Source organism: Mycobacterium sp., assembly GCF_032159765.1.
Lineage (GTDB): Bacteria > Actinomycetota > Actinomycetes > Mycobacteriales > Mycobacteriaceae > Mycobacterium.
The window spans coordinates 1-16,507 of sequence record NZ_JAVHWM010000124.1; the positions used below are offsets into that span (position 1 = coordinate 1).

Annotated in this window: 22 protein-coding genes, 1 tRNA gene and 1 pseudogene; 7 read left to right on the forward strand and 17 right to left on the reverse strand. The window is 63.9% G+C overall.

The window, feature by feature from the left end:
- On the reverse strand, positions 1–313 hold a 313-nt coding region (locus QOH60_RS13730; protein ID WP_526421161.1), incomplete at its 3' end, for an Ig-like domain-containing protein.
- A 16-nt stretch (positions 314–329) separates the two neighbouring features.
- On the opposite strand from QOH60_RS13730, the gene QOH60_RS13735 reads away from it, so the two are divergent.
- The 3 genes from QOH60_RS13735 (at position 330) to QOH60_RS13745 (ending at position 2,038) form a co-directional block, all read left to right on the forward strand.
- Positions 330–761, forward strand: a complete 432-nt coding sequence (locus QOH60_RS13735; RefSeq protein ID WP_526421163.1) for a hypothetical protein — start codon at positions 330–332, stop codon at positions 759–761.
- A 655-nt stretch (positions 762–1,416) separates the two neighbouring features.
- Positions 1,417–1,914 (forward strand): GtrA family protein, encoded by a 498-nt coding sequence (locus tag QOH60_RS13740; protein WP_526421165.1) that lies wholly within the window; start codon positions 1,417–1,419, stop codon positions 1,912–1,914.
- Positions 1,915–1,947: 33 nt separating this feature from the next.
- Positions 1,948–2,038: transfer RNA gene (locus QOH60_RS13745), tRNA-Ser, on the forward strand.
- A gap of 11 nt (positions 2,039–2,049) precedes the next feature.
- Here QOH60_RS13745 and QOH60_RS13750 read toward each other — a convergent pair.
- Positions 2,050–2,244 (reverse strand): hypothetical protein, encoded by a 195-nt coding sequence (locus tag QOH60_RS13750; protein ID WP_526421167.1) that lies wholly within the window; start codon positions 2,242–2,244, stop codon positions 2,050–2,052.
- Positions 2,245–2,891: 647 nt separating this feature from the next.
- Here QOH60_RS13750 and QOH60_RS13755 point away from each other — a divergent pair.
- Complete coding sequence (locus tag QOH60_RS13755; protein ID WP_526421169.1) at positions 2,892–3,551, forward strand: alpha/beta fold hydrolase; 660 nt, start codon at positions 2,892–2,894, stop codon at positions 3,549–3,551.
- On the opposite strand, the gene QOH60_RS13760 is transcribed toward QOH60_RS13755, so the two are convergent.
- From QOH60_RS13760 to QOH60_RS13780, 5 genes are all read right to left on the reverse strand, one after another.
- Positions 3,489–3,722 carry a hypothetical protein gene (locus QOH60_RS13760; protein WP_526421171.1) on the reverse strand — a complete coding sequence of 78 codons (234 nt, stop codon included), beginning with the start codon at positions 3,720–3,722 and terminating at the stop codon, positions 3,489–3,491. The two genes, QOH60_RS13755 and QOH60_RS13760, sit on opposite strands and share 63 nt — an antisense overlap.
- An 18-nt stretch (positions 3,723–3,740) precedes the next feature.
- Positions 3,741–5,465: an asparagine synthase-related protein gene (locus QOH60_RS13765; RefSeq protein WP_526421173.1), complete on the reverse strand. Its 1,725-nt coding sequence runs from the start codon at positions 5,463–5,465 to the stop codon at positions 3,741–3,743.
- Between the two features lie 92 nt (positions 5,466–5,557).
- On the reverse strand, positions 5,558–6,322 hold the full coding sequence (locus QOH60_RS13770) for a lasso peptide biosynthesis B2 protein (protein WP_526421175.1): 765 nt from the start codon (positions 6,320–6,322) through the stop codon (positions 5,558–5,560).
- A 63-nt stretch (positions 6,323–6,385) separates the two neighbouring features.
- On the reverse strand, positions 6,386–6,547 hold the full coding sequence (locus QOH60_RS13775; RefSeq protein ID WP_526421177.1) for a hypothetical protein: 162 nt from the start codon (positions 6,545–6,547) through the stop codon (positions 6,386–6,388).
- A gap of 255 nt (positions 6,548–6,802) precedes the next feature.
- Complete coding sequence (locus QOH60_RS13780; protein WP_526421179.1) at positions 6,803–7,018, reverse strand: hypothetical protein; 216 nt, start codon at positions 7,016–7,018, stop codon at positions 6,803–6,805.
- Between the two features lie 247 nt (positions 7,019–7,265).
- On the opposite strand from QOH60_RS13780, the gene QOH60_RS13785 reads away from it, so the two are divergent.
- Positions 7,266–7,640 (forward strand): hypothetical protein, encoded by a 375-nt coding sequence (locus QOH60_RS13785; RefSeq protein ID WP_526421181.1) that lies wholly within the window; start codon positions 7,266–7,268, stop codon positions 7,638–7,640.
- An 81-nt stretch (positions 7,641–7,721) separates the two neighbouring features.
- Here the strand turns inward: QOH60_RS13785 and QOH60_RS13790 are convergent, their stop codons facing one another.
- The 8 genes from QOH60_RS13790 to QOH60_RS13825 all read right to left on the reverse strand — a co-directional run bounded on the left by QOH60_RS13790 (position 7,722) and on the right by QOH60_RS13825 (position 13,106).
- Positions 7,722–8,120, reverse strand: a complete 399-nt coding sequence (locus tag QOH60_RS13790; RefSeq protein ID WP_526421183.1) for a hemophore-related protein — start codon at positions 8,118–8,120, stop codon at positions 7,722–7,724.
- Between the two features lie 241 nt (positions 8,121–8,361).
- Entirely contained in the window at positions 8,362–9,411 is a 1,050-nt protein-coding gene (locus tag QOH60_RS13795) for a phosphotransferase (RefSeq protein ID WP_526421185.1), read from the reverse strand.
- Between the two features lie 10 nt (positions 9,412–9,421).
- Positions 9,422–9,865 (reverse strand): tautomerase family protein, encoded by a 444-nt coding sequence (locus QOH60_RS13800; RefSeq protein WP_526421187.1) that lies wholly within the window; start codon positions 9,863–9,865, stop codon positions 9,422–9,424.
- 127 nt (positions 9,866–9,992) lie between these two features.
- Complete coding sequence (locus QOH60_RS13805; protein WP_526421189.1) at positions 9,993–10,280, reverse strand: cytochrome C oxidase subunit IV family protein; 288 nt, start codon at positions 10,278–10,280, stop codon at positions 9,993–9,995.
- A complete protein-coding gene (locus QOH60_RS13810) occupies positions 10,277–10,879 on the reverse strand; it encodes a cytochrome c oxidase subunit 3 (RefSeq protein ID WP_526421191.1) in 603 nt (200 codons plus the stop codon). The genes QOH60_RS13805 and QOH60_RS13810 overlap by 4 nt, the downstream gene beginning before the upstream one ends.
- A gap of 11 nt (positions 10,880–10,890) precedes the next feature.
- Positions 10,891–11,655, reverse strand: coding sequence for a hypothetical protein (locus tag QOH60_RS13815; protein WP_526421194.1), 765 nt, complete (start codon positions 11,653–11,655; stop codon positions 10,891–10,893).
- On the reverse strand, positions 11,652–12,449 hold the full coding sequence (locus tag QOH60_RS13820) for a hypothetical protein (RefSeq protein ID WP_526421196.1): 798 nt from the start codon (positions 12,447–12,449) through the stop codon (positions 11,652–11,654). Before QOH60_RS13820 ends, QOH60_RS13815 begins: the two co-directional genes overlap by 4 nt.
- A gap of 66 nt (positions 12,450–12,515) precedes the next feature.
- Positions 12,516–13,106 carry a TetR/AcrR family transcriptional regulator gene (locus QOH60_RS13825; RefSeq protein WP_526421198.1) on the reverse strand — a complete coding sequence of 197 codons (591 nt, stop codon included), beginning with the start codon at positions 13,104–13,106 and terminating at the stop codon, positions 12,516–12,518.
- 113 nt (positions 13,107–13,219) lie between these two features.
- Between QOH60_RS13825 and QOH60_RS13830 the strand changes: the two genes are divergently transcribed.
- Positions 13,220–14,095, forward strand: coding sequence for a class I SAM-dependent methyltransferase (locus QOH60_RS13830; protein WP_526421200.1), 876 nt, complete (start codon positions 13,220–13,222; stop codon positions 14,093–14,095).
- Here the strand turns inward: QOH60_RS13830 and QOH60_RS13835 are convergent, their stop codons facing one another.
- The gene (locus QOH60_RS13835) at positions 14,096–15,940 is read right to left on the reverse strand and encodes a glycosyltransferase family 2 protein (protein WP_526421202.1); all 1,845 of its coding nucleotides are present in this window, start codon (positions 15,938–15,940) and stop codon (positions 14,096–14,098) included.
- A gap of 182 nt (positions 15,941–16,122) precedes the next feature.
- Between QOH60_RS13835 and QOH60_RS13840 the strand changes: the two genes are divergently transcribed.
- Positions 16,123–16,350, forward strand: a complete 228-nt coding sequence (locus QOH60_RS13840) for a hypothetical protein (RefSeq protein WP_526421204.1) — start codon at positions 16,123–16,125, stop codon at positions 16,348–16,350.
- On the opposite strand, the pseudogene QOH60_RS13845 reads toward QOH60_RS13840, so the two are convergent.
- Positions 16,351–16,507 (reverse strand): annotated as a pseudogene (locus QOH60_RS13845) (Rv0518 family GDSL lipase); the annotation flags it as partial. It abuts the gene before it with no gap.

The following is a 16,507-nucleotide window of genomic DNA, read 5'->3' on the forward strand; positions in this document are numbered from 1 at the left end:
GGGCGAACGTCGGGTTGGGCGTATAGGTGAACGACCCGTCAGGGTTGAGGTCCAATGTCCCGTGCGCAGGATCGGTTGCGGTGTAGGTCAGCGGGTCGTTGTTGCCGTCGAGGCCACCAAGATTGCCTGTGATGACGCCGCTGTCGAGAGCACTGTTTGACGTGGTCGGATTCAGCGTCGGGTGCACGTTGAAGATGCGGCGGTCGACCGACTGCCACGCCGTCCACGCCAGCTGCAGCAGGGGCTGCAGCGGATTGACCGGTGATCCAGGGCCGCCGGCCTGATAGGGGTTGTAGCCGAAGAGGCCCAACACCGCTAGCACCACCTGCGTGGGGGGACTGACGACGGCGGGTGCGCCGGGAACGACGGGACCCGGTGCAGCCGCGGAGGCTGCGACAGTCGGGCTTGTCGCCGAAGCCTTCGCGAGTGCGGCCGGGGCGACCATCTTGGTTGCCGGACTCGGCGCCGGCGACGATGTCGATATCGCAGCGTCGGGCTGGAGTCGCTTCGCCACGACCGCACGAAGACGCGGTGTCGTCTCGCGCTCCGGGCTCACCTTCGCTCGCGTTGAATCCGACGGCGCAGCGGGCGCGGAGTCAGCATCGGTCGACGCGCTGGGTGTCGATGTGCGGCTGGACAACCTTGGCGGAACGGGTGGCTTCAACCGAACAACCTTCGGTGTGTCCGCGGTCGACCGGTCCGGAGCGGCCAAGGGATGTGTGGCCGACGCCGGCGTCGGCGTGTCCTTCTTGCCGGGTTGAGCCTCAACTGAAGCGGTCGTAGCTGTGCCGGTGCCGTCTGACGCCGGAGCTGAAGTCGAGGTCTTGCCGTCGCCCGGTGAGGCGCCGCCGTCACCTGATTCGGCGTAGGCGACGCCGCCGCCGGCCACCGCGGCGCTCACTCCCGCGACCACAGCGCCAGCACCGAGCCAGGATGCGCACTTGCGTCCACCGCCGCTCTTGCTCGACCGGTTCCTCTTGCGCTCTGGCTTCGACGGGCTGCTGGCGGCCATGCCGTCCCCTTTCATGGGGCGATCGAATGCGGTCTAAAAACGGAATTTACGCCTGCGTCAGGTATATGTTGCCGAATTCGCGATATCGCTTTGCCACAACGCGCTAATGCGGTTGAAGTGTCAGGCTTGGGCCTGCGGAATCCCGGTTTTCGATCTCATCAGAGAAGTTGACTACGGATCTACTACTAAGTAGCTCATTCGGAAATCTCTGGGCGGAATTCAGGCCGTTTTATAGAAGTTTTCCCTAATTCATCACGGTTAAAAGTTTGACTGCGTGTATTCCGCACCTGGATCAAGGTTTGGGCCCGTGACAAGTCCAGCCCCACCGAAAAGAGAGGGCACATGGCACGTCGAGTTTGCCAACACATCTCAATCCGGATACCTGGCCATGGCAACTTCACGACATGTCCATCGATTCGGAACCGAGCCGGGCTGGCGGGGTGGTGGAACGGTTCCATCGGTTCTGCGAGCAGGCGGTCGCGCGCCTGCCGTTCGGCTTGTCGTCGATCGTGGCGCCGACGTTCGTGGGCTTCGCGTTGATCAACGGGTTCACGTTCAGCGTCGATCTGCTGCTCCTGAGCGCGCTGCACGGCGGCCTGCTCTTGCCCGTGCCAGTGGCGGTCACGGTGTCATACGCCTGCGCGTTCGCCTTGAGCTACTTCCTCAACCGGACGATGAACTTCCGCTCGCATGCACCCGCAGGACCGCAGATCGCGGTGTATGTGGTGGTCGTGATCATCAACTACCTGGCGTTCATTCTCGCGGTGTCGACGATGTTGACGATGGCCGGAGTCGAATACCGCATCGCTCGGTTAGTGGCGGGCTGTTGCGAAGCGGTGTACATGTACTGCGCGATGCGGTGGGTGGTATTCCGCCCGTCTCGCGAGCCAGAGGCAGCGTGAGGCAGAGGACGATCGGCCGGTAAACTGACCCGCGGTGGCGTGTCCGAGCGGCCTAAGGAGCACGCCTCGAAAGCGTGTGACGGGTAACCCCCGTCCGAGGGTTCAAATCCCTCCGCCACCGCCATCCGGCTCTGACTACGAGCAGAAGCTGCATGAATCCTCTTTAACGGGAGGCGGATTGTCTCCGTCCCACACATCGCTCGGCAGCTGGCCCTTGTACGGAACGTTGCCCGCCGAGTTCTGGACCCAGTACCACGTGTGGCAGACATTCATGTCCCATTGGTACGCAACCCCTGGTCCCGACGACATGTCGTAGCGGGAGTACACCATGGAATTCCCTGGGCACCACGTATGCGGTGGTAGGGGCCGGGCCTGGGCAGGAGCTGCCAGCCCCAAACCACAGCTAGCCAACACGGCGGATGCCAGTACTGCGATTCGTCGGTTCATGTTCTGAGCTCTCTGTTAGTTGGTAACGACAGCGTGCAACTGACAGCTTGGAAGATTCTTGCGTCGGCCCAAACCGCCAGACACCAACACGGGCGTTATTAACCCGACGCTCCCTCGTCTTCGGGTGTGGGTGGCGGTCATGTTCTGTTTCCTTTTGCTCATCGCGGCTCCCCGACCTACTGCGTAGTGTGCGCTGGGCGGCCGGGCTGGACATCGGGTTTTGGCCTTTTTCTTGCCGGTGCAAGTGGGCACCGCGGGCGCTTCGGCAGCAAGATATTTGTCATCGGGCTCGGTAGCCTGCTAACCGCGGCTGGCGAAAAAGGCCGCCGCACGGTTCGGACTGCGGGGTTGTCCGCAATCGCGTTCCTTAGACCGACGGAGAGCCGATGTCATTGTCACGCAGATCATTTGGGAAGGTCGGACTAACCGGGGCAGCAGCAACGGCGCTGGCTGGACACTTGAGCGCGCCGTCGTACGGAGCCCCACCCGCAGCACCTGTGGCCCAAATCCGTGCCCACAGTGTGGTTTTGGTGCACGGTCTGTATGCCGACGGGTCGTCCTGGATTGACGTGGTGCCGCATCTCCAGAACGCCGGGCTGGACGTCGCCGTGGTGCAGAACCCCCTGACCACCCTGGCTGATGCCGCAGCCGAAACCCGACGGGTTCTGGCTCTCCAAACCGGTCCCACTGTGCTGGTCGGGCACTCGTGGTCGGGCACGCTCGTCAGCGAAGTCGGCGGCGATCCCTCGATCAGCGCACTGGTGTACATCGCCGCGCGGGCACCCGACGCCGACGAGGACTTTCCGGCGCTGGCCAAGCAGTTCCCCACTCCGCCAGCATCAGATGGCATAGTCGTTGCACCTGACGGCTACGCACAGCTCAACGAGCCTACGTTTCTGCGCGACTTCGCCGGCGGCGTGCCCGCCCCGCGGGCGCGTGCCCTCTATGCGGTTCAGGGCCGCAACCTCGCCACACTTCCTGCTGAGCGCACCACCACTGCCGCCTGGCACGACAAGCCGAGCTGGTACCAAGTCTCCAAGCAAGACCGAACCATCAACCCCGACCTGGAGCGGTTTCTCGCCCAACGGATGGGAGCCCACACCGTCGAACTCGACACCTCGCATCTCTCATTGATCACCCAGCCTCAACCGGTGGCCAGCCTGATCCTGTCTGCGGCCGGTATCGCCTAGTCGCGCCTTGCCCGCCTCGTTCGAGCGAAGCGAGACTCGCGGAGGGGCTTTGTTCGCCTCGGCCACACCGCGAAGGCGGTCCCACAACTTGCCGCCCTCGGAGATGAAGTCGTTGTACGGATCGATGATCAACTGCGCGGTGATGGCCTTGTCGTAGGACACCTCGGTCATTGTTCCTCCGGTCCTGGGTCAGATCCACCCGACTGTCTCGGACGATTCTGGCGTGCAGGGCAATTGCAGCCAAGCCTCCTGCATGCTCAGCCACTTGAGGAAGGCCACCATCAGGTTGAAATGTTGCAGCGGCCGCACGCCAGCTCCACCCAACGCGGCTTTGTACAGATGCTCGATGAGCAAACCCTTGTCGAGCAGCCCGATGTCTTCGCAGGGTGCCTGGAGAATCATATCTTCCAGCATCTCGGTGTTACGCGACAGGCCAAGGTAATACAGCTCATTGAAATGACCTTTGCCGCGGCGGTCTCGGATACGCTCGGGAAGCAAGTCGCCGATCGCCGCCGCCAACACCGGCTTCATGCGATCCGGGGTCGGCCTCAACCGCTGCTGAATACCGAGTCCCAAGCTGATCACCCGCGGATCGAAGAAAGGGTGCGTCAGCAGAAGCCCATGCGGTGCCGCCAAGCTCCAGCCAACGGCGTTGCCCGCCTTGTGCTTCACCGAATTGAGCGCCACCGATAGCGCGGTCGGCCTGCACGAGGCGTACACGTCTTGGGTCTTGTCCCGGGCACGGTCACGCAAGTTGTACCGCTCGACGAACGACGGCAGCAGCCACGACGGCAGCTCCCACGGGTTCGCCTTCGCCAGCTCTCTGCGTCGGCGTAGGAATCGACCCGACCCGGTGCGGGTCCATGCTGGAAAGACGTTGGACACCCCGAACGGGACGAACACTTGCCAAGCGTTCCACTGATACGCATAGGCCCATTCGGTGGATTCCCGCCACGCTTGCAGCACACGGCCTTTCACCAGCAGGTCGGCGACGTGATATGGCTGAATGTCGAAGGTCTCGTCGGCACCGAGACCAGTGAGCAGCGTCGTGGCGTCAACTTGCACCGCCGCGTCGGTAGTAGCCCGGTCCATGGCCAACCGCCACAGACCCGGGTAGGGCTCGTCGTGGACGGGCGGATCGCGGTAGCTGTCGTAGTCGAGATGGTTGTCGCCGTCGATCTCATGCGGCACCAGATCTGGCGCGTGCGCCAGCGCCGCCTCCACATAGGGCCGTTCCCGGCTCAGCCCTTCCAGGCGGGTGTACAGCATCGAGATCGCGTGCACCGGCCCGTTTCCGTCAACGGCCAAGCGCGCCAGCATCGCGATGGCAGTCGAATCCATTCCGCCCGAGACATGCGCTGCGGTGATCCCCCGCATCCGTTCGCGCACAGCGGATTCCAGCACCTCGCGGACAGCGTCGCCCGCGTGCTGATAGCTATCGGTGCCGGGGTCCGTGAGGTGCTCCAGCCAGTTCCATTCCCCGTGGCGGCGCACGGTGCGACTGTCAGCGCCCCAGGACAGCAGGACCGCGGGCCGTAGGCGGTTCACCCCTCGGTAGACGCATTGTTCTGAAGGCAGCTCACTTTGGGAACCTTCGACGAGTAGATAGTCGGCCAGGTAGTCGAGGTTGAGCTCGCGCGTAGGCAGCCGGTCGAGAACCGGCCGCATCGCGGTGCTGACGGTCAGTTCATCTCCCTGCTGCGTCCAGTAGATCGCAAACGCTCCCATGGGATCTCGCAACGCGAACACGGTCCGCCTGCGCAGATCGGCCACGACCAGGGCGAAATCCCCCTCCAGGTCAAGCAGTCCGTCGACGCCCCGATCCGCGTACACCGCCGCGACATAGCCGGCATCGGACCGGCCGGGCTTGCGATCCGTTCGGTAGTAGAGCCGCCCCATGAGCGCAACCGCCACGTCGTCTGCGACAAAGGTCGTCGCGAGAACCGTTGTGTAGGTTGATATTTCACATACGCGCGGGCCGCATTGAACCGCGAAGCCAATCTGGCTCACGCGTAGGCCGCAACAGGTGTGTAGCCCTCGCAACGGTCCGCGAAATCAGTGAGGCTGCCGGTCGGGGATTCACACCAACAGTGCGAAGCGAGGGGAAACAGGCTGATACCCAACACCACCGACGCAGGAATCCCGGCAGCGCGGCACAGAGCCATGCAGCACAGTGAGCGCTCTTTGCAACTCACGCCCATCAGGTGCCCCGCAGCGGAGCGTCGGACGAGGTCGCCGATCTCCTCGTGGGTTTTGCCGCGCACAGCAGCGCTGGGACCGGAGTAACGAAGCCATGCTTGCCGCGTCTCGTTCCACCCGAAGAACGTGATCGACGCGCGTGCCAGGCCCAGCAGAATCGGCGCCTGTACGCGCAACGGCAAGCGGCACGTGACACCGACCAACACAGGGATCACCCGTGCCAGCCGTCGCCATCGCGGCGGCGCTGCCGGCGGGCCGAAGCCTTGGCGATAGACGAGCTTTCGCTGTTCGAGATCAGCAAAGAGCGCACCGTAGTCGCCGCGAATGCGCCCGACATCCACACCGAACCGCTGCACCATCGCCTGTGTCGTGGTTTCGCGGTCCTCGCGCAAGGCGCGACGCAGCATGTCCGCACCGACCGCGTCGACGGCGTAAAAGGAGTCCTCGAGGTCGAAGAGGCGACCGCTACCGTCGGGCGCCACCACAAACAGCACACTCGGGGACAGCGCGAACTCGCCTTGCGGATCACCCCACGACGAGTCGAGGATCTCAGTGATCCGTGAGGTTTCCAAAGTCAAACTCAGATGCGCATGCGCATGGTCAGATTCGCATGCGCACCTTGGAAGTTCGAGACGTCAGCCCTCTTCGCTCCAGTAGTAACCGGTGGAACCGTCGTAGTGCTTTCCGGTCGCACCCTGCAGGAGGTCAACTGCCTTCCCGATTGCCACGACCTTCGGCGCCCGGTAGGAAGAATGCGCGTCCTCGGTGGAACTCACTTCGGCATTCACATCAAACATATTGACTCCTTGGCTCGTTCATAAATCTGGCGGGGACCCGACCTTGCCGCGAGAATACCAGTCGCAGGTGACGCTCTCAGCAAAATCACAACTCCCGATGAACGGTCGGCACGCGCTCTCCACAACGCCGGAAAACCTCTCCGCGCAGGGCGATTGCACGGCTCATCGACCCGGCGTCATTAATTGAAAACGCAAGCGTGCCGCCCGACTCGGTGGCGGGCGGCACGCTTGCGGTGTCTGCGCGTCGGTCAGCTGTTACTGCTGCCAAGCTCCGTAAGGCACATACGGGTTGGTTCCGAACGGTGTGTACGGATTCGCCCCGCCGAGGTCTTGTGCCTGCAGGTAGACGGGTTGTGGTCCACCCGGTGGCAACGCCACAGTGCCGTCGGCGGCAAATGCTGGCGCGGCCAGCCCGATGGCGAGGGCTGCAAACGCTGTCGAGGCCAGGGTGGCCAAGGACATTTTCTTCATTTCGGGTGCCTCCTTATTTTCCTGCGGGAGGCTCGCGGGCTGGAGTCCGCGGGTCTGGCGCGACGCGACCGGCTGTTTGGTTTCTGTTTACCGATCTGTCACGCCTAACGGAAGCGCTGAGAGGCTTAGTCCGCACGTGGCAGGATGTTATCCGGTGTGGCGGCATCTCTACTCACAGCCAGATACTGCCAGCGGCGGATGGCCGACACCCTCCCTAAATACGGTCGGGTGGCGTCTAATCGACACCATGGTGAAGGTCCCGCTGTTTGCGGCTGCTGCCCTGCTGCTAGCTGTTTCTCTTCCCGCGCCCGCGCCTGTGCACGCCGATCCGCCCCTCTATCCGCCGCGCTACGGCAGCAACGGGATCTTCGGAGTCGGCCCACAAAGCCGCGACCAAGTGACCGCCTTCATCCCTCCCGGCAGGTATCGCGCTGATGTCGCTCCGGGGTGGTTCAACGGCCCTGGCTTCTGGATGCGATGCAGCGGGATCCCGTGCGGGCCCAACTACCCCGACCACGTCATCGCAACCGGCGACACCACACCGGACGGCGCGCCTGTCGACCTGCTGCCTACCGATACTGCGGTCTTTCTGTTCATGGCGACGCTGACGTTCGTCGGCTGACGAACCGCGCGCCGAGACTACGGTTTGTGACGGAATTCGGCTGAAGTCTGCCACCAACCGTAGTCTCGGCGGCGCCCCCGATCAGCCGGCCATGAATTCGTCGTACGCCGAAGCCAATCCCGGCGGCAACGCGGTGATGTTGCAGGACCGCTGCGTGTCACCGATCGGCGAGAGAATGCCGCGCAGGTCGTAATACTCCTGCGGGTTTGCGGTGAAGTAATTGCGCAGACTTGCCGATGCCTGCGGCCGCGGCTGGCTCAGCGCCGACGTCACGGCCTGATTCGCGCCAGGGTGGTTGTCCAGGTATTGCCTGGCCGAGCCCGTCGCTGTGCTCACGGTGTTCGCAACGCCGCTGGCACTGCAGTCCGGAGCCGCCGCCGCCGTCGGTGCGCCGATGATTCCCACGGCAAGGCCCCCGAGTATGCCGGCCGCCGATACCGCGACAATTCCTGCGCGCGCGGTGATACCACTGATTCTCATTTTTACTTCCTTCTCACTGCGAATGGGTCGTACAGTCCCCCGCCCCGAAACCCAAAGTAGCGCACGGCCAACGAGCCCAAGCCTGGTGAATTCGCTACCGGCCGTGCCTGGCAGCGGGCGTTACGCGTCAGACGGGTGACGTTCGCCTCAATTGGGCGCGATTTCGATACGCGATCATTTATCGTTCTCAGATTTCGCGCCGGACTCTTAAGTGATCGTGATATCCAACGTGATCGAATTGTTACCCGGACAATTGCTGCGCCAGTTCCCAGCCGTCCTCAGCCAGCCCTCGGTAGCGATCGCGGAACTCCGACCCGCCCGCCCGAGAGTCCGATGCATTGCCGTCGAGTCCCCGTCGCCACACTCCTGCGACGATCGACGCACTGCGGAACAGTTGGAAGACGACGTAGACGTCCAAAGAGTCCGGCACGTCACGCCCGGCGTGCCGGCAGTAATTCGCGACGAACGTGGGCTCGTCGGGCACACCGGGGGAGTCCAAGCTGTCGCCGACGACGCCCCTCTTGCCGCCCACGTCGAGAAGGGTGTAACCAAGGTCGGCCAATGGATGGCCGATGGTCGACAACTCCCAGTCGAGCACCGCCACGGCGCGCGGCTCGGTCGGATGGATCAAGACGTTGCCCAGGCGGAAGTCGCCGTGAGCGATACACGCAGGCTCGTCGTCGGACGGCAGGTGTTCTGGCAGCCAGCGCGCCAATTGGTCCATAGCGGGCATGTCCTCGACGCGTGAGGACTCCCATTGCCGCGTCCACAGCGCGACCTGACGCTGCATGTAGCCTTCGGGCTTGCCGAAGCCCTCGAGCCCCACGGCGCGCCAGTCCACTCGGTGCAGCGCGGCCAGCACACGCGCCAGATCCTCGTACACGGCAGCGCGCTCCTGCGGCGTGCAGCTGCTCATCACGCGATCCGGAAACAGCCGGCCCGGTACATAGTCCATCACGAAAAACTCTGTGCCGATGACGGATTCGTCTTGACACAGCAGCCGCATCCGCGGCACCGGAACGTCGCTGTCGGCCAACGCCGCCATCACACGGTGCTCGCGCGAGACCTCATGGGCGCGCGGCAACAGCTTGCCCGGCGGCTTCTTGCGCAAGACGTACTCCGCGTCGGCAGTTCGCAAGTGAAACGTCGGATTGCTCTGCCCGCCCTGAAACTGGCGCACCTCCAACTCGCCGTCAATCCCCGGCAGCTGCTCGCGCAGGTACCGGATGAGCGCGGCTTCATCGAACCGGTGCGCCGGCAGTACCGGCACCAGCTCAGCGACACCTTCCATCCGCACGACGTTAGTCGGAGGCCTCCGATGAATCGTCTTCGACCAGTCCCTTGACCTTGTCGTAGTAGATGATCTTGCCGCCGCCAGCCCAATTCCCTTCGGGGACTTCGTGAATCAGGCTCCACACGTGATACGCGCGGTCGCCGGTCGGGTCGATGCCCGCCGCCGCGCACACCGCTGCGTGCACGTCGGCGACGAGCTGTTCCTTTCGGCCCTGCGTCAGCGCCCCTGAGAAGACGGTCAGGTCGACGCGGAAGCGCGGCTCGGCGGGACCCCTCCCGCCCACCGACTGTGCCTCCGGTTCGAGAGCGTGAAGATAAACCACGGTGCTATCGCGCATGAACGGTGTGTCAGGGGCCCGTTCGGCTCGCAGCAGCGCGGCGACGAGTTCGTCGGTGAGCCGCTCGAGCGCGTCGCTGTCCAGCGAACCGCGCACAAACGTCAGATCGATCATTGGCATATTCGGCTGTTCTCCCGACGCGCGGTCATAGCTTGCGTATGCCGCGCACGACTTTGACGTACGGCCCAGTGGTTGCCGCGCTCTTGCGCATGCATGACCTCCGCGCACAGTGTCATCACCTTCAGTAGAGGTAGATCCCCAGTACACCGGCCCACAGCACGAGCAGCCACGCATCGGTGGTCACCTTGAGCCACCGGGGCGCGGTCCGGACCTCCATGAAGTAGCGAATGATGAGACGGCCCTTGATGAATCCGAGGATGATGACGGCGACGGTGATCGGCACGCTGGCCACCGCGGCTGTGCCCTGACCATGCGCCGGGGCCAGGAACCACGACGCGATCGTGATCGCGGACAGGATGATCCATGCAATCGTGGTCATCCGTGCGGTGGTGGTTGTTATTGTGCTCACCTCATCACGTACAGCAGCGCGAAGATGACGACCCAGAGCAGATCGACCATGTGCCAGAAGGTGGCTCCGGACTCGACCATCGACATCCGCCGACGGCGCGGGTTGCGGAGTTCGCGCACAACGATTCCCAAGATCAGCAGGCCAAGCCCGACGTGGAACAGATGCACCCCGGTGAGCATGTAGTAGAACATGAAGAATTCATTGCTGGGCATGGTGTAGCCCTGGCCGATCTTGTCCGACCACTCGTACACCTTGATGAGGATGAACAAGACGCCGCAGAGCCCGCCGAGGTAGGTGAACCTCAGCGCCCGGGAATGATCGCCCCCGCGCGCGAACTGCACGCTGCGAGCGACGAACCATGAACTTGCTAGCAGCACAAGCGTATTGACAACACCGATGTTGAGGTTCAGATGCTGTTCGGCGGCGAGGAACTCGGCCGGCTTCATGGCCCGATGGACCGTGAAGATGATGAAGTAGGCGCCGAATGCGACCAGGTCCCCGATTACCATCACCCACATGTGTCCGTCGCCGGGCAGGTGGGCGGTGGCTTCGGACTCCCGCGGGACTGACGCGCGGGTGCTCTCTTCGGTGTTAGTCATCCAACGCGGCCTCAGTCGAGGGGGGCTTCGTCGGCGGGCTGAAGTTCGTTGGCCTTCTTGAGCAAGACGATCAGGCACGAAATCCAGACACCGAAGATGACGGTGCCCTCCCAGAACGCGATCGAACCGTTCCACGCGAACGGGCCCGCCTTAGAGACGAACACCGGGATCGCCATGATCTCGGTGACGATCTGCCAGATCGTCACGTAGGCAAACCATTTCGGGAAGATCTGGTTCTTGTCGTAGAGGATGGCGATCGCCAACGCAATCCAGGCGGTGGTGAAGCAGCCCAAAGACCCTACGTACGAGAGCAATCCGAGGTCGTAGAGTAGGGCGATCAGTTCGGGATCGCGGTCGGGGCGGTAGACGGCAGTGAGGAAGCAGAACGCCACCAATAGGCAGCCGGGCAGCGCGCCGACTGCTAGTGCGCCCATGTATGCATATGCGAGGACCGAACCTGTGGTCATGCGCTTCATGTGGTACACGACAATGCCGTTGGCCACCCCGGCGCCGCCGACGATGAGGACCAGAAGCCCGAACCCGATTTTGATCGTCGTGCTGTGCACGTCGAAGAAGTGCACCATCGTGGCGGTGGTGACGTCCGGCCTGGGCGGCGGCATCACCCTGGCCAGCATGAAGAAGATGATCCCGAACGCCGTGTAGAAGAAGGGCACGATCCAGAAGACGATCCAGATGTCGCGCTTGCCCACTCGCTCAGGGCCGGGCGGCGCGACCGTCGCGCTCGACGCTGAATCGGCGGAGACCACGCTGCTCATGCGACGCCGGCCCGCTCGCTCGTCGCGTCCGCGACCCCTTCCTCCTGAGCCTCGCGCTGTAGCACCCCTCTCAGCACGAAGAACATCACGAAGACGAACAACGCAATTGCGCCGTTTCGCAGCCAGAACGAGATCAAGCCGTCCCACGCCAGCGGCCCGGTCCTGAAGATGGCCGCGCCGACGGCGGGTGCGATTGCCAGCCCGGTGGCCAGCGAGAAGTGCCCTACCCAGCGGGGGAACACCGGTGACGGTCCACTGCGGACGCGAGGAGCAGGATTGCCGGTGTCGAAGTAAATCGCCGCTGCGAGAAAGAGATTCATCGCGACAAATGCACCCACAGGCGCGATGAAGATGATCCACGCCATGTCGTTGAGGAGCATCACGAGCTGCGGCCCGCGGTCGGGCCGGAAGGCGGCGACGAGATAGAAAATGTCGGCGAGCGCGAACAGGGTGGCACCGCTGACGGCGGCGGCGAGGTAGCAGTACGCGAAAACGTGGCTCTGCGTGGCCATTCGCTTCATCTGCACAACGATCACCATGAACAACGGGAGCAGCATGATCCCGCAGATGTTGAAGGTGATCATCGAGAAGCGGACCATCGCCGCGTTGTCGCGGTAGAACGTGGCGACCTGTTCGGCCGGCAGGTTCGGCGACATCGGGGGGAAGAAACCGGGGAACGCGACAAAGGCGATCACCAGGATGATGCCGAAGACCGGCACACACCACAGACTGATGAGCTGGGTCTTGATATTCGCGGTCTTCGGTAGGTCCTCGGCCTCAGCAAGAATCTGCATTGCCCCTCGATTCCGTGTTGCTCTACGCGAGGCTAGCCGATCGGCTAGTTGCGTGACAATAGGGCGTCAGTCGGGCAGCTTGAGCATCCGCTGGGTCAGCTGGATGACCGCCGCTTTCAGCGTCTCGTCGTCGATGTCGTCGACGATCGGGCTGACGATCCCGCCGGCGATCGCTCCGGACAGCAGTGCTGCCGATATCCGCGCTTCGGTGTCGTCGTGCTCGTCCAGCAGGATTCCGTACAAGCGGCTGATGAACTGCTGGAAGGGCGCGTGCTCGCCGAGCAGCCGGATGATCACGGGATCGCTCTGCAACGTCCTCACCGCCCCGCGCCGGTCAATGGCCATGTCGATCACCCGGGTCAGCAACACCTTGCGGGCACGCAGCGGATCGTCCTCGGCTTCGGCTGCCTCCAGCGCGTCTTCAAGCTTCCCCAATTCGGCATCGGTGACCGCGATGACGATATCTTCCTTGGTCTTGAATTGGTGGTACACAGCGGCTTTCGTCACACCGACGGCATCGGCGATCATCTGCAACGAGGTACCGCTCACCCCGTGATCGCTGAACAACGTCAGCGCTGCGTCCAGTACTCGGGTCTGCGCCGCGGTGCGGGTGGCACCGCCGAGGCGGCCCCTGGCCGCGGGCTTCTCGGTGAGCACCTCTGCAGCCTAGCCGTCCGGCTATCCAGCCGCCGGAAGCTCTGCGGGGACTCGCCCGACTGAATGCGGCATTGCAGAACCTGTGCAATCAGCACACCTCGTAAGGTCGAGGCATGGGCGTTGTCAACCGAATGAAGGTGGCGGCCCGGCAGAAGCTGCAGCGTGCGGTTGCCGAGGTCGTTTCCGAGGTCGTTCCCGGGATCGTCGCCGAGGCCGTCGACACCGAGCACAACCGGTCGGTTCAACACCAGCGGGATCTGCACGACGAGACGATGGCTGCACTCGACAAGCTGCCCAGGCAGTTCGACGAAATGTCGGCCCGCCTCGCCGCAGTCAACCGCTACCTCGACGAACTCGAGCAGCGCGTTCGTCGGGACATCTCCCATTCCCAGGACATTCTCGCGGCCAGGCAGAGCGCAGCGTTCGTCCTCGAACACATGCCCAAGGCGCCGGTGTTCTGGCATCCGCACGACACTTTGCGGTTCGCACTCGGCGAGATCAAGGGACCGGGGCTCGCGCTGGAGTTCGGCGTCGCCACGGGAACGACGCTGGCGATCATCGCCGACGCGGTGGCCGCCGATCGCGCGGTCGTCGGGTTCGACTCGTTCACCGGGCTGCCCGAGGCGTGGCGGACCGGATTCCCGGCCGGCGAGTTCGCTCAAGACCCGCCGGCTGACGTTCCCGGCGCGACGATCGTCCCGGGTTTGTTCGACGACACCCTGCCCGATTTCCTGGCCGAGAACGACGAACCGATCGCGTTCGTCCACCTCGATGCCGACCTCTACTCATCCACGAAGACCGTGCTTGACCTCGCCGGTGACCGCCTTGCGCCCGACGTGATCCTGTTGTTCGACGAGTTCTTCAACTATCCGGGGTGGCAAGCCCACGAGTTCCGGGCGTGGACGGAGTTCGTCGCCGCGACGGGGCGCGCCTTCGAGTATCTCGCCTACACCGGCAACAGCGAGCAGGTCGTGGTCCGGCTGCACTGATCAGCTGTCGTACAGCCGCGCCCAGTTCTCCCGGCCGACCAGTTGTGGCAGCGCGTCGCGATACTTGGCCTGCATGGCGGGCGCGTGGGCCTCAAACCGCTTGAGCGTGCGGCGCATTCGCAGCATCAGCGTCTTGAGCTTTTGCTTGTCACGTCGACGGAGCCGAACACCCGTCTGGGAGGCGTCGGTCACCACAGCACTGTCGAAGAGGGAGACATGCCACCACTGGTTGTCCTCGGCGGCTATCGCGACCGGGCCGGGGATGGTGCGCCCGAGCCACTGGTAGACCGCCCTCTTGGCCAGCACCAGGTTGATCCTGTCTTTGCGGGGTTTGTGACCCGTCGGCGTGATCAGTGGTGTCCTGTCGGTCAATTCACCGATCTTCGACGCCGGCGTCACGCCCGTCTCGGGGTAGGCCTTTCGCTCCTCGCGGATCGCAGCCAGCGCCGCACGTCCCCCGTCGTGCAGAATTCCCGGGCCTTCGAGGAAATCCTCGATCCCCCGAATCATCGTGTACGCCATGCCGTATTGCATCGACACCAGCGCTTCGGTGATCTCACGCGCCAGCCATCTGCCAGTGACACGCGCATCGATCGTGCCGTGCAGCGCGTGCGTGATCAGCGAGTTGCGCACGCTGAAGTAGCGCATGAACTCGTCGCGGTCCTTCCAATGGAAGTCGGCGTGCCACACACCGGCGTTGGGAAGTGTGACCGTAGGGAAACCCGCGTCCGCTGCGCGCAGTCCGTACTCGATGTCGTCCCATTGGAAGAACATCGGGAGCGGGAGCCCGATCGCGGCGACCACCTCGGACGGGATCAGGCACGACCACCATGCGTTGTATTCGGCGTCGACACGCTTGTGCTGACGGTGTTTAGTCATGTCTTCGTTCTGAAGCGCGTTGGTGGCCCATCGGCCGGCCCGCAGCCTGTGCAGCTGCGTCTTCTCCCCACCGACGTGAAGCCGACGCGTGTTCTTCAGGTACAGCATCTGCGCGCCGACGATTGTCGGCTTGGGTGTGAGGTTGGCAAACGCGTTCAGCCGCAAGATGGCTTCGGGTTCGCAGAGGATGTCGTCGTCCATCAGGATCACGTTCGCGTGATCTGCGATGCTCGACACTTCGTACATCCCCCGCGAAAAGCCGCCCGCACCACCAAGATTGGGCTGGCGCAGGTAGACAAGCTTTTCGCCGAGCTGCGCGGCGACGTCGTTGAAGAGCGGCCGGGTCTCGACGGCATCGGTTCCCTGGTCCACCACGTAAACCGCGTCGATCCCGGCCAGCAGAGTCTTGTCACCCGTGACGGCCGCGACGGTGTTCGCGCAGTCGTCGGCCCGGTTGAAGGTGCAGATGACGATTGCCGCCGGGCGGATCGTCGGCGGCGCCGCCACGGTCCATTCGAGATCGGTGATCGTCAGCGGGCCGCCCACCGCGGTGCACTCCATCCACAGCGCGCCGCCGTCGACGTACGCGTCGAGTGGCGCCGAGAGCACCGCGGTGCCGGTGCCGTCCACTTCCGTGCTCGCGATGGCCCGGTCGCCACCGTGGATGTCGGACCCGCACAGCACCAAACGCACCGGGCTGGACGTGTCGAACACCAGCTTCAGCTGAACTTCCGACGCGGTGGTCCAGCGCTGGAAGTAGCTCGCGGGCAGCCGCCCGAAGTACGTGTTGGTGTCGACCGTTGCGCCCTTCTCAAGGTGCACGGCGTTGCGTTCGCGATGGGCCTTGCCGCGACGAATGCGCGCATACATGTCGTCGGCGACCCGGGCGCTCGGACCGCCGAACAGTCCCCTGGCCACCACCAGGCGCTCGGGGGCAGTGTGCTCGGTCAGCATGCGCTCGCTCATGCTGCTCCTACGTGTTCACGAGAAATTGTCTTCATCCCCAGGTACCCAGATGGCCTCGGGAAGGAGACTAACAAGTCCGGGTTGCGCGGGCTGATCGCGATCGCCTTCGATATGACACCGATGCGACGCCATAGTGTATTCACGGCCCGCCGACGGCGGACCACTCGGCCGAGAGGACAACCATGAGCGCGACCAACGACCGCCAGGCGCTGGCAGAACTCGCCGAGCAGTCCGGGTGGCAGCGCAGGCAGGTTGACCGAACCGACTTTTACCGTCGTGGCATCCGAGAGGTCGAGGTGCTGTTCACGGGGGACAAGCTCAACGGCGGCAGCCTCTACGAGGACCTTTCTCTACTCACCCACACCCGAGACATGTCCATGGTCCAGAGCTGGCTCACTCGCGCGCTGTAGCTACGGCTGGACCAGCTCGCTTTTGATCAGCGGCGCGATCCGATCGGCGAGGTATGCGTGGCCCGCGTCGGTCGGATGGATGCCGTCAGGCCCGATCAGCGCGGGATCGTCGAGCCAATGCTCTGCTGCCGGATCCACGAAGACCCCGCCGGCGGCC

Bases quoted from the DNA above. Each gene is read 5' to 3' on its own strand.
- QOH60_RS13740 (WP_526421165.1), top strand. From the start codon at position 1,417: ATGTCCATCGATTCGGAACCGAGCCGGGCTGGCGGGGTGGTGGAACGG.
- QOH60_RS13750 (WP_526421167.1), bottom strand. From the start codon at position 2,244: ATGGTGTACTCCCGCTACGACATGTCGTCGGGACCAGGGGTTGCGTAC.
- QOH60_RS13760 (WP_526421171.1), bottom strand. From the start codon at position 3,722: ATGACCGAGGTGTCCTACGACAAGGCCATCACCGCGCAGTTGATCATC.
- QOH60_RS13775 (WP_526421177.1), bottom strand. From the start codon at position 6,547: ATGTTTGATGTGAATGCCGAAGTGAGTTCCACCGAGGACGCGCATTCT.
- QOH60_RS13780 (WP_526421179.1), bottom strand. From the start codon at position 7,018: ATGAAGAAAATGTCCTTGGCCACCCTGGCCTCGACAGCGTTTGCAGCC.
- QOH60_RS13785 (WP_526421181.1), top strand. From the start codon at position 7,266: ATGGTGAAGGTCCCGCTGTTTGCGGCTGCTGCCCTGCTGCTAGCTGTT.
- QOH60_RS13790 (WP_526421183.1), bottom strand. From the start codon at position 8,120: ATGAGAATCAGTGGTATCACCGCGCGCGCAGGAATTGTCGCGGTATCG.
- QOH60_RS13795 (WP_526421185.1), bottom strand. From the start codon at position 9,411: ATGGAAGGTGTCGCTGAGCTGGTGCCGGTACTGCCGGCGCACCGGTTC.
- QOH60_RS13800 (WP_526421187.1), bottom strand. From the start codon at position 9,865: ATGATCGATCTGACGTTTGTGCGCGGTTCGCTGGACAGCGACGCGCTC.
- QOH60_RS13810 (WP_526421191.1), bottom strand. From the start codon at position 10,879: ATGACTAACACCGAAGAGAGCACCCGCGCGTCAGTCCCGCGGGAGTCC.
- QOH60_RS13815 (WP_526421194.1), bottom strand. From the start codon at position 11,655: ATGAGCAGCGTGGTCTCCGCCGATTCAGCGTCGAGCGCGACGGTCGCG.
- QOH60_RS13820 (WP_526421196.1), bottom strand. From the start codon at position 12,449: ATGCAGATTCTTGCTGAGGCCGAGGACCTACCGAAGACCGCGAATATC.
- QOH60_RS13830 (WP_526421200.1), top strand. From the start codon at position 13,220: ATGGGCGTTGTCAACCGAATGAAGGTGGCGGCCCGGCAGAAGCTGCAG.
- QOH60_RS13835 (WP_526421202.1), bottom strand. From the start codon at position 15,940: ATGAGCGAGCGCATGCTGACCGAGCACACTGCCCCCGAGCGCCTGGTG.
- QOH60_RS13840 (WP_526421204.1), top strand. From the start codon at position 16,123: ATGAGCGCGACCAACGACCGCCAGGCGCTGGCAGAACTCGCCGAGCAG.